This is a genomic window from Microbacterium sp. CFBP9023, from assembly GCF_034045055.1.
Classification (GTDB): Bacteria; Actinomycetota; Actinomycetes; order Actinomycetales; family Microbacteriaceae; genus Microbacterium.
Genome location: NZ_JAXCWI010000001.1, coordinates 1111348 through 1129942, shown reverse-complemented (window position 1 = coordinate 1129942; position 18595 = coordinate 1111348). Strand labels below are relative to the sequence as shown.

Genomic DNA, 18595 nt, shown 5'->3' with positions numbered 1-18595 from the left:
CCGAGCTGCAGATCTGGTTCTGAGCCTCACGGCGTGTCGATTTGACAGGCCGAATGGCACAGATAAGATAGAGAAGTTGCCCTTCGGGCCTGGTTGTGATGACTGGGTCGTGGGAGCATCCGATCCTTGAGAACTCAACAGCGTGCACTTGTCAAATGCCAAATAACCTCGATTCAGCTTCGGCTGGATGAGATTCCTTTGGATCAAAGACCAACCTCCTTGTGGGGTTGGCAACGGATAAAGTCAGCAATGATTTGTCTCTTTGGTCAGCATCAAACTCGCTGCGTCACCGTTTTCCCGGTGTCGTATGCATTTCTTTTTTACGGAGAGTTTGATCCTGGCTCAGGATGAACGCTGGCGGCGTGCTTAACACATGCAAGTCGAACGGTGAACACGGAGCTTGCTCTGTGGGATCAGTGGCGAACGGGTGAGTAACACGTGAGCAACCTGCCCCTGACTCTGGGATAAGCGCTGGAAACGGCGTCTAATACTGGATACGAGTAGCGACCGCATGGTCAGTTACTGGAAAGATTTATTGGTTGGGGATGGGCTCGCGGCCTATCAGCTTGTTGGTGAGGTAATGGCTCACCAAGGCGTCGACGGGTAGCCGGCCTGAGAGGGTGACCGGCCACACTGGGACTGAGACACGGCCCAGACTCCTACGGGAGGCAGCAGTGGGGAATATTGCACAATGGGCGCAAGCCTGATGCAGCAACGCCGCGTGAGGGATGACGGCCTTCGGGTTGTAAACCTCTTTTAGCAGGGAAGAAGCGAAAGTGACGGTACCTGCAGAAAAAGCGCCGGCTAACTACGTGCCAGCAGCCGCGGTAATACGTAGGGCGCAAGCGTTATCCGGAATTATTGGGCGTAAAGAGCTCGTAGGCGGTTTGTCGCGTCTGCTGTGAAATCCGGAGGCTCAACCTCCGGCCTGCAGTGGGTACGGGCAGACTAGAGTGCGGTAGGGGAGATTGGAATTCCTGGTGTAGCGGTGGAATGCGCAGATATCAGGAGGAACACCGATGGCGAAGGCAGATCTCTGGGCCGTAACTGACGCTGAGGAGCGAAAGGGTGGGGAGCAAACAGGCTTAGATACCCTGGTAGTCCACCCCGTAAACGTTGGGAACTAGTTGTGGGGTCCATTCCACGGATTCCGTGACGCAGCTAACGCATTAAGTTCCCCGCCTGGGGAGTACGGCCGCAAGGCTAAAACTCAAAGGAATTGACGGGGACCCGCACAAGCGGCGGAGCATGCGGATTAATTCGATGCAACGCGAAGAACCTTACCAAGGCTTGACATATACGAGAACGGGCCAGAAATGGTCAACTCTTTGGACACTCGTAAACAGGTGGTGCATGGTTGTCGTCAGCTCGTGTCGTGAGATGTTGGGTTAAGTCCCGCAACGAGCGCAACCCTCGTTCTATGTTGCCAGCACGTAATGGTGGGAACTCATGGGATACTGCCGGGGTCAACTCGGAGGAAGGTGGGGATGACGTCAAATCATCATGCCCCTTATGTCTTGGGCTTCACGCATGCTACAATGGCCGGTACAAAGGGCTGCAATACCGCGAGGTGGAGCGAATCCCAAAAAGCCGGTCCCAGTTCGGATTGAGGTCTGCAACTCGACCTCATGAAGTCGGAGTCGCTAGTAATCGCAGATCAGCAACGCTGCGGTGAATACGTTCCCGGGTCTTGTACACACCGCCCGTCAAGTCATGAAAGTCGGTAACACCTGAAGCCGGTGGCCTAACCCTTGTGGAGGGAGCCGTCGAAGGTGGGATCGGTAATTAGGACTAAGTCGTAACAAGGTAGCCGTACCGGAAGGTGCGGCTGGATCACCTCCTTTCTAAGGAGCATCTGACTCTTCGGAGTCCAGAACCCAGATCGAAGACGTTCGTTCTTCGCTGGGAGCTCATGGGTGGAACATTTGACATGACATCAGCGCAGCTGAGTCTCGTGAGTACGCTGACCTTCGGGTTGGTTGGAAAGTGGGGCTTCGTGAGCGGGGTGTCTGCACGCTGTTGGGTCCTGAGGGACCGGATGCGATCTTCGGATCGTTTCTGTACCTCTGGGCCTCTTGTTGTTTCCCCTGTGGGGGTGGCGAGAAGGGGTACCGCCCGTACTTTGAGAACTACACAGTGGACGCGAGCATCTTGCAGCCGGCTTCGGTCGGTTGCACAAGATGATCTTAAAGATCATTAGTCAATTTCATGCCAGGCCTTCGGGTCTGGTGTCGATTCTGATTCAAACTCATGTGATTTCAAGTCTTTAAGAGCAAACGGTGGATGCCTTGGCATCTGGAGCCGAAGAAGGACGTAGCAATCTGCGATAAGCCTCGGGGAACTGATAAGCAAGTTTTGATCCGAGGGTGTCCGAATGGGGAAACCCCGCTGGGCGGCGTGCCGACCTAGTGACTCCCGCCTGAATATATAGGGCGGGTAGAGGGAACGTGGGGAAGTGAAACATCTCAGTACCCACAGGAAGAGAAAGCAACCGCGATTCCGTTAGTAGTGGCGAGCGAAACCGGAACAGGCTAAACCTAGCGTGTGTGATAGCCGGCAGGCGTTGCACGTTGGGGGTTGTGGGACTTTTCAGTCATCTCTGCCGAGATGGCGGCGTTACACGATGGTATAGACGAACGGTCTTGAAAGGCCGGTCATAGAGGGTGCCAACCCCGTAGTCGAAATGCCAACCGTGGCGCGAAGAGTATCCCAAGTAGCACGGGGCCCGTGAAATCCCGTGTGAATCTGTCAGGACCACCTGATAAGCCTAAATACTCCCAGATGACCGATAGCGGACAAGTACCGTGAGGGAAAGGTGAAAAGTACCCCGGGAGGGGAGTGAAATAGTACCTGAAACCGTTTGCTTACAAACCGTTGGAGCAGCCTTAGTAGCTGTGACAGCGTGCCTTTTGAAGAATGAGCCTGCGAGTTAGCGATATGTGGCGAGGTTAACCCGTTGAGGGGTAGCCGTAGCGAAAGCGAGTCTGAATAGGGCGATTCAGTCGCATGTCCTAGACCCGAAGCGAAGTGATCTATCCATGGCCAGGTTGAAGCGACGGTAAGACGTCGTGGAGGACCGAACCCACTTAGGTTGAAAACTGAGGGGATGAGCTGTGGATAGGGGTGAAAGGCCAATCAAACTTCGTGATAGCTGGTTCTCTCCGAAATGCATTTAGGTGCAGCGTTGCGTGTTTCTTGCCGGAGGTAGAGCTACTGGATGGCCGATGGGCCCTACAAGGTTACTGACGTCAGCCAAACTCCGAATGCCGGTAAGTGAGAGCGCAGCAGTGAGACTGTGGGGGATAAGCTTCATAGTCGAGAGGGAAACAACCCAGACCACCAACTAAGGTCCCAAAGCGCGTGCTAAGTGGGAAAGGATGTGGAGTTGCCTTGACAACCAGGAGGTTGGCTTAGAAGCAGCCACCCTTGAAAGAGTGCGTAATAGCTCACTGGTCAAGTGATTCCGCGCCGACAATGTAACGGGGCTCAAGCACGCCACCGAAGTTGTGGCATTGACATTATTGGTAGGCCTTCGTGGTCCAGCCGTGTTGATGGGTAGGAGAGCGTCGTGTGGCCAGCGAAGCGGCGGTGTAAACCAGCCGTGGAGGCTACACGAGTGAGAATGCAGGCATGAGTAGCGAAAGACGTGTGAGAAACACGTCCTCCGAAAGACCAAGGGTTCCAGGGTCAAGCTAATCTTCCCTGGGTAAGTCGGGACCTAAGGCGAGGCCGACAGGCGTAGTCGATGGACAACGGGTTGATATTCCCGTACCGGCGAAGAACCGCCCAAGCTAATCCAGTAGTGCTAAGTGTCTGAATCCCAGTGACTGATCCCTTCGGGGTGACGCGTTGGGCCTAGCGCACGACCCCATTCTGGTGCGGTTAGCGTATTAACAGGTGTGACGCAGGAAGGTAGTCCAAGCCAGGCGATGGTTGTCCTGGTGCAAGTGCGTAGGCCGAGAGATAGGCAAATCCGTCTCTCACATAGGCTGAGACACGATGCGGATAAAAAGTGGATGATCCTATGCTGCCAAGAAAAGCATCGACGCGAGGTTCTAGCCGCCCGTACCCCAAACCGACTCAGGTGGTCAGGTAGAGAATACCAAGGAGATCGAGAGAATCGTGGTTAAGGAACTCGGCAAAATGCCCCCGTAACTTCGGGAGAAGGGGGGCCTTCGACGTATTAGGACTTGCTCCGAAAGCGTTTGGAGGCCGCAGAGACTAGTGGGTAGCGACTGTTTACTAAAAACACAGGTCCGTGCCAAGTCGCAAGACGATGTATACGGACTGACGCCTGCCCGGTGCTGGAAGGTTAAGAGGACCGGTTAGCCGCAAGGCGAAGCTGAGAATTTAAGCCCCAGTAAACGGCGGTGGTAACTATAACCATCCTAAGGTAGCGAAATTCCTTGTCGGGTAAGTTCCGACCTGCACGAATGGCGTAACGACTTCCCAACTGTCTCAACCGCGAACTCGGCGAAATTGCATTACGAGTAAAGATGCTCGTTACGCGCAGCAGGACGGAAAGACCCCGTGACCTTTACTACAGCTTGGTATTGGTGTTCGGTGTGGCTTGTGTAGGATAGGTGGGAGACTGTGAAGCATGGACGCCAGTTCATGTGGAGTCATTGTTGAAATACCACTCTGGTCACTCTGGATATCTAACTTCGAACCGTAATCCGGTTCAGGGACAGTGCCTGGTGGGTAGTTTAACTGGGGCGGTTGCCTCCCAAAAAGTAACGGAGGCGCCCAAAGGTTCCCTCAACCTGGTTGGCAATCAGGTGTCGAGTGTAAGTGCACAAGGGAGCTTGACTGTGAGACTGACAGGTCGAGCAGGGACGAAAGTCGGGACTAGTGATCCGGCAGTGGCTTGTGGAAGCGCTGTCGCTCAACGGATAAAAGGTACCTCGGGGATAACAGGCTGATCTTGCCCAAGAGTCCATATCGACGGCATGGTTTGGCACCTCGATGTCGGCTCGTCGCATCCTGGGGCTGGAGTAGGTCCCAAGGGTTGGGCTGTTCGCCCATTAAAGCGGTACGCGAGCTGGGTTTAGAACGTCGTGAGACAGTTCGGTCCCTATCCGCTGCGCGCGTAGGAAATTTGAGAGGATCTGACCCTAGTACGAGAGGACCGGGTTGGACGAACCTCTGGTGTGTCAGTTGTTCCGCCAGGAGCACCGCTGATTAGCTACGTTCGGGATGGATAACCGCTGAAAGCATCTAAGCGGGAAGCCGGCCTCAAGATGAGATTTCCATACCTTCGGGTGAGAGGCTCCCAGCCAGACTACTGGGTTGATAGGCCAGATGTGGAAGTGCAGTAATGCATGCAGCTGACTGGTACTAATAAGCCGATGACTTGATAACACACCGTTTGTTGGTGCTACGCGTCCACTGAGTGGTTCTCGATGTACGGTCGAGAACCCTACAGACAACAATGATTTGTCTATAGGTTTGATTGAAACATCAATAGTGTTTCGGCGGCCATAGCGTGAGGGAAACGCCCGGTTTACATTCCGAACCCGGAAGCTAAGCCTCACAGCGCCGATGGTACTGCAGGGGGGACCCTGTGGGAGAGTAGGACACCGCCGGACTTCTTTTAAGCAAATGGCCACCCATCGTTGGGTGGCCATTTTGCGTTAACAACATCTAGAACAGGGAGCATCATGCCGGAAGAGGAAGAGCGCCGTCCGCGTCGCAACGACGACCAGGGATCGCGCAGTAACCGACCTTCCGGAGGACGCTCGGAACAGAATCGCAGCAGCGGTCCGCGTCGCGACGACGCACCCCGCCGCGAGGGCGGTTACAGTCGTGACGGAGGAGCCCCCCGTTCTGGTGGGTACAACCGCGACAATCGCGATGGTGGCGCTCCCCGTTCGGGCGGCTATAACCGCGACAACCGTGATGGTGGCGCTCCCCGTTCGGGCGGCTATAACCGCGATGGTGGTGCCCCGCGCACTGGCGGCTACAACCGCGATGGTGGTGCCCCGCGCACTGGCGGTTACAACCGCGATGGTGGTGCCCCGCGCACCGGCGGTTACAACCGCGACGGTGGGGCTCCCCGTTCGGGTGGGTACAGCCGTGACAGCCGTGATGGTGGTGCTCCTCGCACTGGTGGGTACAACCGTGATAACCGTGATGGTGGTGCTCCTCGCACTGGTGGGTACAACCGTGATAACCGTGATGGTGGTGCTCCTCGCACTGGTGGGTACAACCGTGACAGCCGTGATGGTGGCGCTCCGCGTTCGGGCGGTTACAACCGTGACAGCCGTGACGGTGGCGCACCTCGTACCGGTGGCTACAACCGTGACGGTGGCGCTCCGCGTTCGGGCGGTTACAACCGTGACAGCCGTGATGGTGGCGCTCCCCGTACCGGTGGCTACAACCGCGACAATCGTGATGGTGGCGCACCTCGTACCGGTGGCTACAACCGCGACAATCGTGATGGTGGCGCACCTCGTACCGGTGGCTACAACCGCGACAATCGTGATGGTGGCGCACCTCGTACCGGTGGCTACAACCGCGACAACCGTGATGGTGGCGCTCCCCGTACCGGTGGCTACAACCGCGACAACCGCGACGGTGGCGCCCCCCGCACCGGTGGCTACAACCGTGACGGTGGCGCTCCGCGTTCTGGTGGGTACAACCGTGACAGCCGTGACGGTGGCGCACCTCGTACCGGTGGCTACAACCGTGACGGTGGCGCTCCCCGTACCGGTGGGTACAACCGTGACAGCCGTGACGGTGGCGCACCTCGTACCGGTGGCTACAACCGTGACGGTGGCGCTCCCCGTACCGGTGGGTACAACCGTGACAGCCGTGACGGTGGCGCACCTCGTACCGGTGGGTACAACCGTGACAGCCGTGACGGTGGCGCACCTCGTACCGGTGGCTACAACCGTGACGGTGGCGCTCCCCGTACCGGTGGGTACAACCGCGACAGTCGCGACGGCGGCGCTCCGCGTTCGGGCGGCTACAACCGCGACAGTCGCGACGGCGGCGCCCCCCGCACCGGCGGCTACAACCGCGACAGTCGCGATGGCGGCCCCCGCACGGGTGGCTACAACCGTGATGACCGCGCGCCGCGGCAGGACCGCGACTCGTCGCGCTCGTACCCGCAGCGTGGGGGAGTGGACCGTGAGCGTCCGGTGCAGGCAGCGGGCGATCGTCCTCGCTTCAACGACCCGCACATCCCCGATGACGTCACGGCCCGCGACCTGCACACGTCGGCGCGCAATGAGCTGAAGACCCTGAGCAAGGAGAACGCCGACCTCGTCGCTCGTCACCTCGCGATGGCGTCGCGTCTCATCGACGAGGATCCCGCTCTCGCTCATGAGCACGCTCTCGCAGCATCCCGCCGTGCCGGCCGCATCGCGATCGTCCGCGAGACCCTCGGGATCACCGCCTATGCGACCGAGGACTTCGCTCTTGCGCTGCGTGAGCTGCGCACGTACCGCCGCATCTCCGGCAAGGACGATCAGATCGCCCTGATGGTCGACAGCGAGCGGGGCATCGGCCGCCCCGACCGTGCGCTCGAGACCGGTCGCGCTGTCGACCGGACCGCTCTGACCACGCCCGTCCGTGTCTCGCTGGCGATCGCCATGTCGGGTGCACGTCTGGATCAGGGCGACCTCGAACTCGCGCTCGGCGAACTCGAGATCCCTGAGCTCGACCCCGACCGCGCATTCGAGTGGAGCCCCGCGCTCTTCGCTGCGCGCGCCGCCGTGCTCGAGGACCTGGGGCGCACCGACGAGGCAGAGTTCTGGGCGCATCGCGCCGAGGTCGCTGCGGAAGCGCTGGGCGTCGACGAAGCCGGTGATGAGGAGATCATCATCGAAGACGGTCTCATCGAAGGTGACTTCGATGACGACCATGCTGAAGACGGCCGGTCCGACTCTGAGTCTGACGATTCTGAGTCCGACGATTCTGAGTCCGACGATTCTGGCTCTGACGATTCTGAGTCCGACCTGGAGCCCGCCGAGTCCGACGAGACCATCGCGGCTGCAGGTGCTGAAGAGGCGGACACCGAGTCCGATATCGAGCCGGAACCGTCGATCGACGATGAGGTGCGTGAGCTTCTCGGCGAGGACGAGGACGAGGACGAGGACGGCGATCCCGCCGACACCGACGCGAAGCGCACAGCATCCGAGCCCTCTGAGGAGGCGTAGTGGGGCTGTTCTCCAAGAAGTCCGCACTGCGCACGCCGCTCGACGGCGTCGACGCCGTGCTCGCTGACCTGGATGGCGTCGTCTATGCGGGCCCTGGCGCGCTGCCCTACGCGGTGGAGAGCCTCAACGCGGCCGGTGAGACCGCGAGACTCGGTTACATCACGAACAACGCGTCGCGCACCGACGCGTCGGTCGCCGAGCACCTCAGCAGCCTGGGTCTCGACGTCGCCCCGGCTGATGTCATCACCAGCCCGCAGGCCGCCATGCGGCTGCTCGCCGGGATCGTGCCCCCTCCGGCGACGTTGCTGATCGTCGGGGGAGCCGGGCTCGTGGACGAGGCCGAGAAGGCCGGTTACACGGTGACTCGCAGTGCTGAGGATGTTCCGGATGCGGTCGTGCAGGGCTTCGCCCCTGAGGTCGCCTGGACGGACCTGGCAGAAGCGGCATTCGCCCTGAAGCTCCCCGAAGATGAGGGCGGCATCCCGTGGATCGCCACCAACACCGACTGGACGATCCCGCGCGAACGCGGCGTCGCCCCGGGCAACGGGACGCTCGTGTCCGCCGTGCACACGGCGATCGGTCGGCTCGCGACAGTGGCAGGCAAACCGGAGACTCCGATCTTCGAGGAGGCCATGTCGCGCTTCGGCGCGACGAAGCCGCTGTTCATCGGCGACCGTCTCGACACCGACATTCTCGGGGCGGTCAGGGCGGGTATCGACTCCGCGCTGGTGCTCACGGGCATCGACCGGCCGAAGCACGTGCTCGCGGCACCGGAAGGATCCCGTCCGACGTACATCCTGAGCGATCTGCGGGAACTGCACCAGCCGTACCCGGAGGTCACGTCCAAGGACGGCGTCTATTCGGTCAACGGCGCGTCTGTGCGCGTCACCGGTGCGGATGTCGAGATCATCGCCGAGGGCGAGGCGCAGATCGATCTGCTGCGCGCCGGGGCAGCCGCGATCTGGGCTTCCGGGACACCGGTGTTCGTGCTTCGCGTCCCTGAGCGCCTCTACGACGACCCCTTCCACCGGCCCTGACGGGCAGTCGGGCCCTCGCCGTGGCTCCGCCGACGTGTCGGCCCTGCCGCGTACAGTAGAAGCGTGAGCGAAGAGACGACGGACGCACCGACCGATGGTCTGTGGAGTCGCCTGCGCCTGATCGAGGGGCAGCCTCTCGCTGCCAGAGCGGACGCGTACTCCGGGCTGCATGACGAGCTGTCCCGCCGCCTCGACAGCGGCGCGAGACTCGATCAGCGCGATGCGCCGGGCGCCCGATGACGCGACTTGACGCTGCCCTCGCCGCGCGAGGACTCGCCCGCTCACGCACCCACGCCGCAACCCTGATCGCTGACGGTCTGGTGAGCATCGACGGCCGACCGGTCGTGAAGGCGTCGACGCCTGTCAGCGATGAGGCCGAGATCTCCGTCGCGGGTGCCGACCACTATGTCGGTCGCGGCGCGCACAAGCTGGTCGCCGCGCTCGACGGCTTCGGCATCTCTGCCGAAGGGCGCCTAGCGCTCGACATGGGCGCCTCCACCGGTGGCTTCACCCAGGTGCTGCGTGAGCGCGGAGCGCGCCGTGTGCTGGCCGTCGACGTCGGACACGATCAGATGGCCGCTGCCGTGGCATCCGATCCCGGTGTGGTGCGCGTCGAGGGGTACAACGTCCGATACATGACCCCAGAGAACCTGAGGGACGTGACCGGGGAGGACGCAGCCCCCGACCTCATCGTGGGCGACCTCTCGTTCATCTCGCTCGAGCATGTCCTGCCGGCCGTCGCGAGCGTGGCAGCGGCGGGATCCGACATCGTGCTGCTGGTCAAACCCCAGTTCGAGGTCGGTCGAACGGCCGTGCGCGGGGGACTGGTGACAGATCCCGCCACGCGCGCCGACGCCGTCGCGCGGACGGCGTGGAGCGCTTGGGACGCGCGGCTCGGCATGCTCGGCATCCTGTCCTCCCCGATTCTCGGGACCCACGGGAACACGGAATACCTTCTGCACCTCGCACCGGGCCGCGGCAGTGATCCGTCAGAATGGTCGGACCGCATCAACGAACTGACAGGGAGACGATGAACGAGCGCAACATCCTGGTCGTCGCCCATGCCGGGAGGGAAGACACGGTCGAAGCGGCCCTCCGCGTGGTCGATGCGCTGCGCGGCGCGGGGGCGCGCCCCGTGCTCGCTGCCGACGACAGCCTCGACCTGCGTGCCGTCGATGCCCGCTTCGCGGATGTCGACGTGCTCGGCGAGACGGTGCAGCAGGAGCAGCTCGAGCTCGCGATCGTCCTGGGCGGCGACGGCACGATCCTGCGAGCCGCCGAGCTGGTGCGCGGCTGCGCGGCTCCCGTGCTCGGGATCAACATGGGCCACGTCGGATTCCTCGCGGAGATCGACCGCGATGACATGGATGCCGCCATGCGCCGCGTCATCGACCGCGACTACGAGGTCGAAGAGCGTCTCGCGCTGTCCGTCCGGGTCAAGGACGTCGACGGCGAGGTGGTCTACGAGACGTTCGCCCTCAACGAGGCGACGGTCGAGAAGGCGAGTCGGGAGCGCATGATCGAGGTCGTGCTCGAGATCGACGGACGCCCCCTCTCGAGCTTCGGATGCGACGGAATGGTCGTGTCCACTCCGACCGGGTCCACGGCCTACAACTTCTCCGCGGGCGGTCCGGTCATCTGGCCGAGCGTCGAAGCCATCGCGGTGGTGCCGCTCTCGGCGCACGCGCTCTTCGCCAAGCCGCTGGTGGTCAGCCCCGATGCCGCCGTGGCCATCGAGATGCTCGAAGGCACGTCCGGCGCTGGCATCCTCTGGTGCGACGGGCGACGGTCCCACGACCTGCCGCCGGGGGCCCGAGTCGTCGTGCGGCGATCATCGCGCCCCGTGCGCCTCGCGCGTCTGCACCCGACCGCGTTCACCGATCGTCTGGTGCGCAAGTTCCAGTTGCCGGTCGCGGGATGGCGCGGGCAGGGGGCAGCCTCATGATCGAGGAGATGCGGATGCAGGGACTCGGCGTGATCGCCGACGCCGTGCTGCCTCTCGGGCCCGGATTCACCGCGATCACAGGTGAGACCGGTGCCGGCAAGACGATGGTCGTGACCGGCCTCGGCCTGCTGCTCGGTCAGCGCGCCGATTCCGGAGCGGTGCGTGCCGGTGCCACCCAGGCCTCGGTCGCGGGCGTGTGGATCGTCCCCGAGACCGGCGACGTCGCGGACATCGTGGCAGACGCCGGGGGCGAGCTGGAACCCGCCGGTTCCGGTGCCGCAGAGCTGTACGTCTCACGCACGCTGAGCGCCGAGGGACGCAGCCGTGCGAGCGTCGGAGGACGCGCGGCGCCTGCGGGTGTGCTGTCGGCCCTGGCCGAGGAGCTGGTCGTCGTGCACGGTCAGTCCGAGCAGCTCAGGCTGCGCTCTGCCGCTGCGCAGCGCGATGCGCTCGATCGCTTCGGAGGAGCGTCGATCGCCCGGGCGCTCGACGCCTACGCATCGTCGTTCACCCGGTGGCGCGAACTGGATTCCGAAATCGCGGACATCACCGAGAACCGTGATCGCCGAGCCGACGAGGCCTCCCGGCTTCGGGAGGCACTTGCTCTCATCGAGGCTGCCGCCCCCGAACCGGGCGAGGACGTCGAGCTGTCGGCACGGGCCGAGCGCCTGGCGAACGCCGAGGAGCTGCGCCTCGCGGCCTCGCTCGCCCACGGCGCGCTCTCGAACGAAGAGGGCGAGCCCGACGCATCCGCGTTGATCGCCGAGGCGCGTCGCGCGCTCGAACGGGTCTCCGACGCCGCGCTCACCGAGATATCCGCAGGCCTCGCCGACATCGGCTACCGGATCGCCGACATCGCCGGACAGCTCTCCGCCTACCTCGCCGATCTCGACGAATCGGGACCGCACGAGCTCGCTGCTGTCGAAGAACGGCGCGCGGCACTGAGCACGCTCATCCGTGCGCACGGTTCGCTGGACGAGGCACTCGAGCTGTGGCAGACCGGATCGACCCGGCTCGCCGAACTAGAAGACGACGGCGAGCGGCTCGCACGCCTCGAGGCCGAACGGGACGCCGCTCGCGCTGAGCTGGATTCCCGGGCCGAGGCACTGACCGCGAAGCGCACCGCAGCCGCAGCACGACTGGGCGTCGCCGTGAGCGATGAGCTGCACGAGCTCGCCATGCCGGACGCGACTCTCGAGGTCGCGGTCACGCCCGGGGCGGAGAGCGCTCACGGCCGCGACGACGTCGCCATCCTGCTCGCGCCCCACCCCGGTGCCGAACCCCGCTCCGTCTCGAAGGGGGCATCCGGCGGTGAGCTGTCGCGCGTGATGCTCGCCATCGAGGTCGTGATCGCCGGCACCGACCCCGTGCCGACCTTCGTCTTCGACGAGGTCGATGCCGGGATCGGCGGTGCGGCGGCGATCGAGGTCGGCCGACGACTCGCCCGACTCGCAGAGAAGTCGCAGGTGATCGCCGTGACTCATCTGGCTCAGGTCGCCGCGTTCGCCAACAACCACCTGTCCGTCGTGAAATCCCACGACGGAGCAGTCACCGCATCGAGTGTCCGCCGTCTCGAAGGCCAGGAGCGCGAGGCCGAGATGGCCCGACTGCTGTCCGGATTGACCGATTCGGATGCCGCGATCACCCACGCCCGAGAACTTCTCAGCCTCGGCGCCCTCACCTCCTGATAGGATCGAAGCCCGTGATGAACTCTTCTTCTGCGGGGCCCAAGAACGACACGACCAAGCACATCTTTGTGACGGGTGGTGTCGTTTCGTCTTTGGGTAAGGGGCTCACTGCCGCAAGCCTCGGCAACCTCCTCACCGCACGCGGACTCCGCGTCGTGATGCAGAAGCTCGACCCGTATCTCAACGTCGATCCGGGCACGATGAACCCGTTCCAGCACGGTGAGGTCTTCGTCACGGATGACGGTGCCGAGACCGACCTCGACATCGGCCACTACGAGCGCTTCCTCGACATCAACCTGTCGCAGGCGGCGAACGTCACGACCGGTCAGATCTACTCGCAGGTCATCGCCCGCGAGCGTCGCGGCGAGTACCTCGGCGACACCGTGCAGGTCATCCCGCACATCACCGATGAGATCAAGCGCCGCATGCGTCTGCAGGCGACCGAGGATCCTCGCCCCGACGTGATCATCACCGAGGTCGGCGGAACGGTCGGCGACATCGAGTCGCAGCCGTTCCTCGAGGCCGCTCGTCAGCTGCGTCACGAGCTCGGACGCGACAGCGTGTTCTTCGTGCACGTCTCGCTGGTTCCGTTCATGGGCGCATCCGGTGAGCAGAAGACGAAGCCGACCCAGCACTCGGTGGCGGCCCTCCGTCAGGTCGGCATCCAGCCCGATGCCCTCGTGCTCCGCAGCGACCGGCCTGTGAGCGAGAGCAACCGCAACAAGATCGCACTCATGTGCGACGTCGACGCCGAGGGCGTCATCAACACGGTCGACCTGCCGAGCATCTACGACATCCCCTCGACGCTCAACGACCAGGGGCTCGACTCGTACATCGTGCGGCGCCTCGGACTCGACAAGAAGGCTGCCGACGAGGTGGACTGGTCGCGCTGGAGCAAGGTCCTCCACGCCGTGCACAACCCGAAGCACGAGGTCACCATCGGCCTGGTCGGCAAGTACATCGACCTGCCGGACGCCTACCTCTCGGTGACCGAAGCGCTGAAGGCCGGCGGTTTCGCACAGGAGACCAAGGTCAACATCCGCTGGATCCCGTCGGACCGCTGCGAGACCCCCGAGGGCGCCCGCGAGCAGCTCGCCGCACTCGACGGCATCTGCGTTCCCGGTGGCTTCGGCATCCGTGGGATCGAGGGCAAGCTCGGTGCGCTGAAGTTCGCGCGCGAGCAGGGAATTCCGACCCTCGGCCTCTGCCTCGGCCTCCAGTGCATGGTCATCGAATACGCCCGTGATGTCGCCGGCATCGAGGGCGCGTCGTCGAGCGAGTTCGACCCCGAGACGACCGAGCCGGTCATCGCCACGATGGCGGAGCAGATCGAGATCCTCGACGGTGGAGACCTGGGCGGCACGATGCGGCTCGGCCTCTACAAGGCGGCGCTGGCGGAGGGCTCCCTGGCGAGCGAGCTGTACGGCGGCCCCGAGGCGTCGGAGCGTCACCGCCACCGCTACGAGGTCAACAACGCCTACCGTGTGCGTCTCTCCGAGGCCGGTCTGGTCTTCTCGGGTCTCAACCCCGAGCTCGACCTGGTCGAGTACGTCGAGCTCCCGCGGGACGTCCACCCGTACTACATCGCCACCCAGGCGCACCCGGAGCTCCGCTCGCGCCCGACCGACCCGCACCCGCTGTTCCGTGGCCTGGTCGGGGCTGCGATCGAGCGTCACCGCTCGAGCGAGCTCTTCGACGTCGGGGCCGATGCCGAGTTCGGCGAAGCAGTCGCCTGAGCGTGGCGAAGCCCATGTCTGAGTTCTATGAGCTGAGAGACGAGCCCTTCCAGCCGGAGGTTCTGCAGAGTGACCTCGTCTACGAGGGTGCCGTCTGGAATGTGCGCGACGACCGTGTGCGTTACGGCGACGGGGAGATCCGCCGTCAGTATGTCGCGCACACCGGCGCCGTAGCGATCCTCGCGCTCGATGACCAGGGTCGCGTACTGCTGATCCAGCAGTACCGGCACCCGATCCGTCACCGCGACTGGGAGCTGCCGGCAGGTCTGCTCGACATGCCGGGGGAGGAGCCCCTCGCGGCAGCTCAGCGCGAGCTGGCGGAGGAGGCCGATCTCGTCGCCGCGCACTGGGAGCCGCTCGTATCGTCGTGGACGACCCCGGGTGGCAACGACGAGGTCATCCACGTCTTCCTCGCGAGTGGTGTGTCGACGGCGAACGAAGCGCACGCGCGCGTGGACGAAGAGGCTGACATCCGCGTGGAGTGGGTGCCGCTCGATGCCGCGGTCGCCGCGGTGCTCGATGGGCGGATGCGCAACGGCATCCTCAGCATCGGCGTCCTCGCGGCCGCGCAGAGGCTGCGCGACCGGAGCTGAGCATGCAGCTCGACCGAGCGTTGGACACGTATCTGCGCCACGTCACGATCGAGCGCGGTCTCAGCGAGCACACCATCTCCGCGTATCGACGCGACCTGGACATGTATCTGGAGTGGCTCGTGTCCGAGGGGGTGACGGACACCGCTGAGATCAGCGCTGCGGTCGTCGGACGCTTCATCGCCGATCGCTCCGGGGCCGATCCGGCGCCTGCGGCGACGAGCCTCGCCCGCCTGCAGTCGTCGGTGCGCGGATGGCACCGGTTCCTGGCGCGTGAAGGGATCGAACCGGATGACCCGAGCGGCCGTCTCCGTCCGCCCAAGGCCCCGCGGCGTCTGCCGAAGGCGCTGACGATCGACCAGGTCGAGAGCCTCCTCGGCGCCCCCAGCGCGGAGGATCCGCTGGGCATCCGTGACCGGGCCCTGCTCGAGCTGCTCTACGCGACCGGCGCTCGTGTGTCGGAGGCCGTCGGGCTCGACGTCGACGACCTCGCTCATGGCGATGTCCTGCGCCTCCGCGGCAAGGGGTCGAAGGAACGTATCGTGCCGATCGGCTCGTTCGCCCGCGCAGCGGTTGACGCGTACCTCACCCGGGTCCGTCCCGGGCTCGCAGTGAAGGGTCGGGCGTCGGCGCGGCTGTTCCTCGGCGCGCGCGGTGCGCCCCTGTCACGCCAGAGCGCCTGGCTGGTCATCCGCGCGGCCGCGGAGAACGCGCACATCACCGCCGAGGTCTCACCGCACACGCTGCGGCACTCGTTCGCCACGCACCTGCTGCAGGGCGGCGCAGACGTGCGCGTCGTGCAGGAGCTGCTCGGACACGCCTCGGTCGCGACGACCCAGATCTACACGCACGTGTCTGTCGACACGCTGCGCGACATCTACGCGACGTCGCACCCTCGCGCCCGGTGAGCCGAGCTGCGGCCAAAACGCGGGATCGCCGCGGCCGAGGCGTGGAACCCTCCGGGCGATCGGTAGACTCGATCAAGCACGAAACGAGCAGGAGAATCGGTGGCTGAGAACGCGGCGAAGTCCAGGGCGAAGACGTCGAAGACCGACGACACCCCCATGGGACCCACCGGGCGTCCCTATCACGGCTTCGCGACCCCTGCTCCTCTCGCCTCGCATGGTCCCGCCCGCATCATCGCCCTCTGCAATCAGAAGGGCGGCGTCGGCAAGACGACTACCTCGATCAACCTCGCCGCGGCCCTCGCCGAATATGGCCGGAAGGTCCTCGCGGTCGACTTCGACCCGCAGGGCGCACTGTCGGCTGGTCTCGGGATTCAGACGCACGATGTGCCGACGATCTACGATCTGCTGCTCGACACCAAGCGCGACGCACATGATGCGATCGTGCACTCGGGTGTCGAAGGCCTCGACGTCATGCCGGCGAACATCGACCTGTCGGCCGCTGAGGTGCACCTCGTGAACGAGGTCGCCCGCGAGACGATCCTCGCCCGTGTCCTCCGCCAGGTCGCGGGGGAGTACGACGTCATCCTCATCGACTGCCAGCCCTCGCTCGGTCTGCTGACGGTCAACGCGCTGACCGCCGCTCACGGCGTCATCATCCCGCTCGAGTGCGAGTTCTTCGCGCTTCGCGGTGTGGCGCTGCTGATCGAGACGATCGACAAGGTGCGCGACCGGCTGAACCCGTCGATCACCATGGACGGCCTCCTCGCCACCATGTACGACCCGCGCACCCTGCACTCGCGTGAGGTTCTCGAGCGTGTGGTCGAGGCGTTCGGGGACGACGTCCTGGAGACCGTGATCGGTCGAACCGTCAAGTTCCCCGATGCATCGGTGTCCGGTGTGCCGATCACCGAGTTCGCTCCGGAGCACGCTGCCGCGCAGGCGTACCTGCGACTGGCGCGGGAGCTGGTCGCCCGTGGCGCTGTCGCCTGAGCTCGAGCCGCCAGACACCCCGGCTCAGTCCGTCTCGCCTCAGTCCGTCTCGCCTCAGTCCGTCTCGCCTCAGTCCGTCTCGCCCGTTCAGTCCGTCGCGGACATCGGCTCAGACATCGCTGACACCGCACCGCCGGCGGATGCCGGGTTCCGCGTCTCCCTGTCGAACTTCGACGGCCCGTTCGACCTTCTGCTGAACCTCATCTCGAAGCATGAGATGGACATCACCGAGGTGTCGCTGAGCGCCGTCACCAACGAGTTCATCGCATACCTCAAGGAGCTCGACGACGACGAGGAGCTCGATCAGGCGTCCGAGTTCCTGGTGGTCGCAGCGACGCTGCTCGACATGAAGGTGGCGGGACTGCTGCCTCAGGGCGAGCTGGTGGATGCCGAAGCCGTCGCTCTCCTCGAAGCACGTGACCTCCTCTTCGCGCGACTCCTGCAGTACCGCGCCTTCAAAGAGGTCTCGGCGTGGTTCGCCCGATGCCTGCAGCGCGAGGACCGTCGGCACGTGCGTGCTGTCCGGCTGGATGAGAAGCACAGGCGAAAGACCCCCGAGCTCGTGTGGTCGCTCAGCGCGGATGACTTCGCCGCGCTCGCGCTTCTCGCGTTCGCGCCGAAGGAGATCCCGCATGTCGGCCTCGATCACCTGCACGCTCCGCTCGTCAGCATCCGCGAACAGGCCGCGATCGTGGTCACTCTGCTGCGCGCGGCGGAGTCCGTGAGCTTCCGCGAGCTGGTCGCGGGTGTGAGCGAGCCCGGGATCGTGGTCGCGCGGTTCATCTCCGTGCTGGAGCTCTACCGGCACGCCGCACTCTCCTTCGAACAACTGGAACCGCTCGGCGAGCTCACGCTGCGCTGGGCAGCCGACTCCTGGTCGGACGAGACACTGGCATCCCTGGGAGCCGACTATGACCGATGACACCGTTGACGCAGTGACCGGAGCCGTGACCGAGCCGGCCGTGCGTGACACGCCTCTCTCCGAGCGCATCGAGGCGATCCTGCTGATCATCGACGAGCCGATCGGACTCGTCGCTCTCGCCGCTGCCGTCGGATCACCGGTCGCGGCCGTCCGACAGACGATCGAGACGCTGGTCGACGACTACGACGGCAAGGGTCACGGACCGCGACGGGGTTTCGAGCTGCGTGAGGTCGGCGGGGGCTGGCGCCTGTACGTCCGGGAGGACCACGACGACGTCGTCGCGGAATTCGTCGGGGGACAAGCGCCAGCGCGACTCTCGCAGGCGGCGCTCGAGACGCTCGCGGTGATCGCCTACAAGCAGCCCGTCACGCGCAGCCAGGTGGCGTCGATCCGCGCGGTGAACGTCGACTCCGTCGTACGGACGCTCCTCGCACGAGGTCTCATCACCGAGCTGTTCGCGGACTCCGAGACCGGCGCCATCAACTACGGCACGACCGACGCGCTGCTGCAGCACCTGGGCATCAACTCGCTCGACGAGCTGCCCCCCATCTCTCCTCTGCTCGACGACGGCGCGGACGGCTTCGACGAAGGGACCATCCGATGATCTCGGTCGTCCT

Annotated in this window: 13 protein-coding genes and 3 rRNA genes; 15 read left to right on the top strand and 1 reads right to left on the bottom strand. The window is 64.2% G+C overall.

From position 1 onward, the window contains the following. The first annotated feature begins 319 nt into the window (after positions 1 to 319). The 3 genes from SOM10_RS05530 (at position 320) to rrf (ending at position 5588) form a co-directional block, all read left to right on the top strand. Positions 320 to 1844, top strand: a 16S ribosomal RNA gene (locus tag SOM10_RS05530). A gap of 412 nt (positions 1845 to 2256) precedes the next feature. Next, positions 2257 to 5361: ribosomal RNA gene (locus SOM10_RS05525) — 23S ribosomal RNA — on the top strand. 109 nt (positions 5362 to 5470) lie between these two features. Next, positions 5471 to 5588: ribosomal RNA gene (rrf, locus tag SOM10_RS05520) — 5S ribosomal RNA — on the top strand. The 16S, 23S and 5S rRNA genes sit together here, the layout of an rRNA operon. A gap of 45 nt (positions 5589 to 5633) precedes the next feature. Here rrf and SOM10_RS05515 read toward each other — a convergent pair. After that, a complete protein-coding gene (locus SOM10_RS05515; RefSeq protein WP_320488829.1) occupies positions 5634 to 7184 on the bottom strand; it encodes a hypothetical protein in 1551 nt (516 codons plus the stop codon). Between SOM10_RS05515 and SOM10_RS05510 the strand changes: the two genes are divergently transcribed. From SOM10_RS05510 to scpB, 12 genes are all read left to right on the top strand, one after another. Further along, positions 7125 to 8162: a hypothetical protein gene (locus SOM10_RS05510; RefSeq protein WP_320488827.1), complete on the top strand. Its 1038-nt coding sequence runs from the start codon at positions 7125 to 7127 to the stop codon at positions 8160 to 8162. The genes SOM10_RS05515 and SOM10_RS05510 overlap by 60 nt on opposite strands. Continuing rightward, positions 8162 to 9199, top strand: a complete 1038-nt coding sequence (locus SOM10_RS05505; protein ID WP_320488825.1) for an HAD-IIA family hydrolase — start codon at positions 8162 to 8164, stop codon at positions 9197 to 9199. Before SOM10_RS05510 ends, SOM10_RS05505 begins: the two co-directional genes overlap by 1 nt. Before the next feature lie 63 nt (positions 9200 to 9262). Further along, on the top strand, positions 9263 to 9439 hold the full coding sequence (locus tag SOM10_RS05500; protein WP_320488823.1) for a hypothetical protein: 177 nt from the start codon (positions 9263 to 9265) through the stop codon (positions 9437 to 9439). After that, positions 9436 to 10233 (top strand): TlyA family RNA methyltransferase, encoded by a 798-nt coding sequence (locus SOM10_RS05495; protein WP_285363376.1) that lies wholly within the window; start codon positions 9436 to 9438, stop codon positions 10231 to 10233. The genes SOM10_RS05500 and SOM10_RS05495 overlap by 4 nt, the downstream gene beginning before the upstream one ends. Next, entirely contained in the window at positions 10230 to 11144 is a 915-nt protein-coding gene (locus SOM10_RS05490; RefSeq protein ID WP_053096854.1) for an NAD kinase, read from the top strand. Before SOM10_RS05495 ends, SOM10_RS05490 begins: the two co-directional genes overlap by 4 nt. Continuing rightward, positions 11141 to 12832 carry a DNA repair protein RecN gene (gene recN, locus SOM10_RS05485; RefSeq protein ID WP_320488821.1) on the top strand — a complete coding sequence of 564 codons (1692 nt, stop codon included), beginning with the start codon at positions 11141 to 11143 and terminating at the stop codon, positions 12830 to 12832. Before SOM10_RS05490 ends, recN begins: the two co-directional genes overlap by 4 nt. 17 nt (positions 12833 to 12849) lie before the next feature. Continuing rightward, entirely contained in the window at positions 12850 to 14568 is a 1719-nt protein-coding gene (locus SOM10_RS05480; protein WP_320488818.1) for a CTP synthase, read from the top strand. A 14-nt stretch (positions 14569 to 14582) separates the two neighbouring features. After that, complete coding sequence (locus SOM10_RS05475; protein ID WP_320488816.1) at positions 14583 to 15161, top strand: NUDIX hydrolase; 579 nt, start codon at positions 14583 to 14585, stop codon at positions 15159 to 15161. A 2-nt stretch (positions 15162 to 15163) separates the two neighbouring features. Beyond that, positions 15164 to 16066: a site-specific tyrosine recombinase XerD gene (xerD, locus tag SOM10_RS05470; protein WP_320488814.1), complete on the top strand. Its 903-nt coding sequence runs from the start codon at positions 15164 to 15166 to the stop codon at positions 16064 to 16066. A gap of 156 nt (positions 16067 to 16222) precedes the next feature. Beyond that, positions 16223 to 17056 carry a ParA family protein gene (locus SOM10_RS05465; protein WP_053099169.1) on the top strand — a complete coding sequence of 278 codons (834 nt, stop codon included), beginning with the start codon at positions 16223 to 16225 and terminating at the stop codon, positions 17054 to 17056. A gap of 103 nt (positions 17057 to 17159) precedes the next feature. Beyond that, positions 17160 to 17978: a segregation and condensation protein A gene (locus SOM10_RS05460; RefSeq protein WP_056279127.1), complete on the top strand. Its 819-nt coding sequence runs from the start codon at positions 17160 to 17162 to the stop codon at positions 17976 to 17978. After that, complete coding sequence (gene scpB / locus SOM10_RS05455; protein WP_053096848.1) at positions 17968 to 18582, top strand: SMC-Scp complex subunit ScpB; 615 nt, start codon at positions 17968 to 17970, stop codon at positions 18580 to 18582. Before SOM10_RS05460 ends, scpB begins: the two co-directional genes overlap by 11 nt. Positions 18583 to 18595 lie beyond the last annotated feature (13 nt).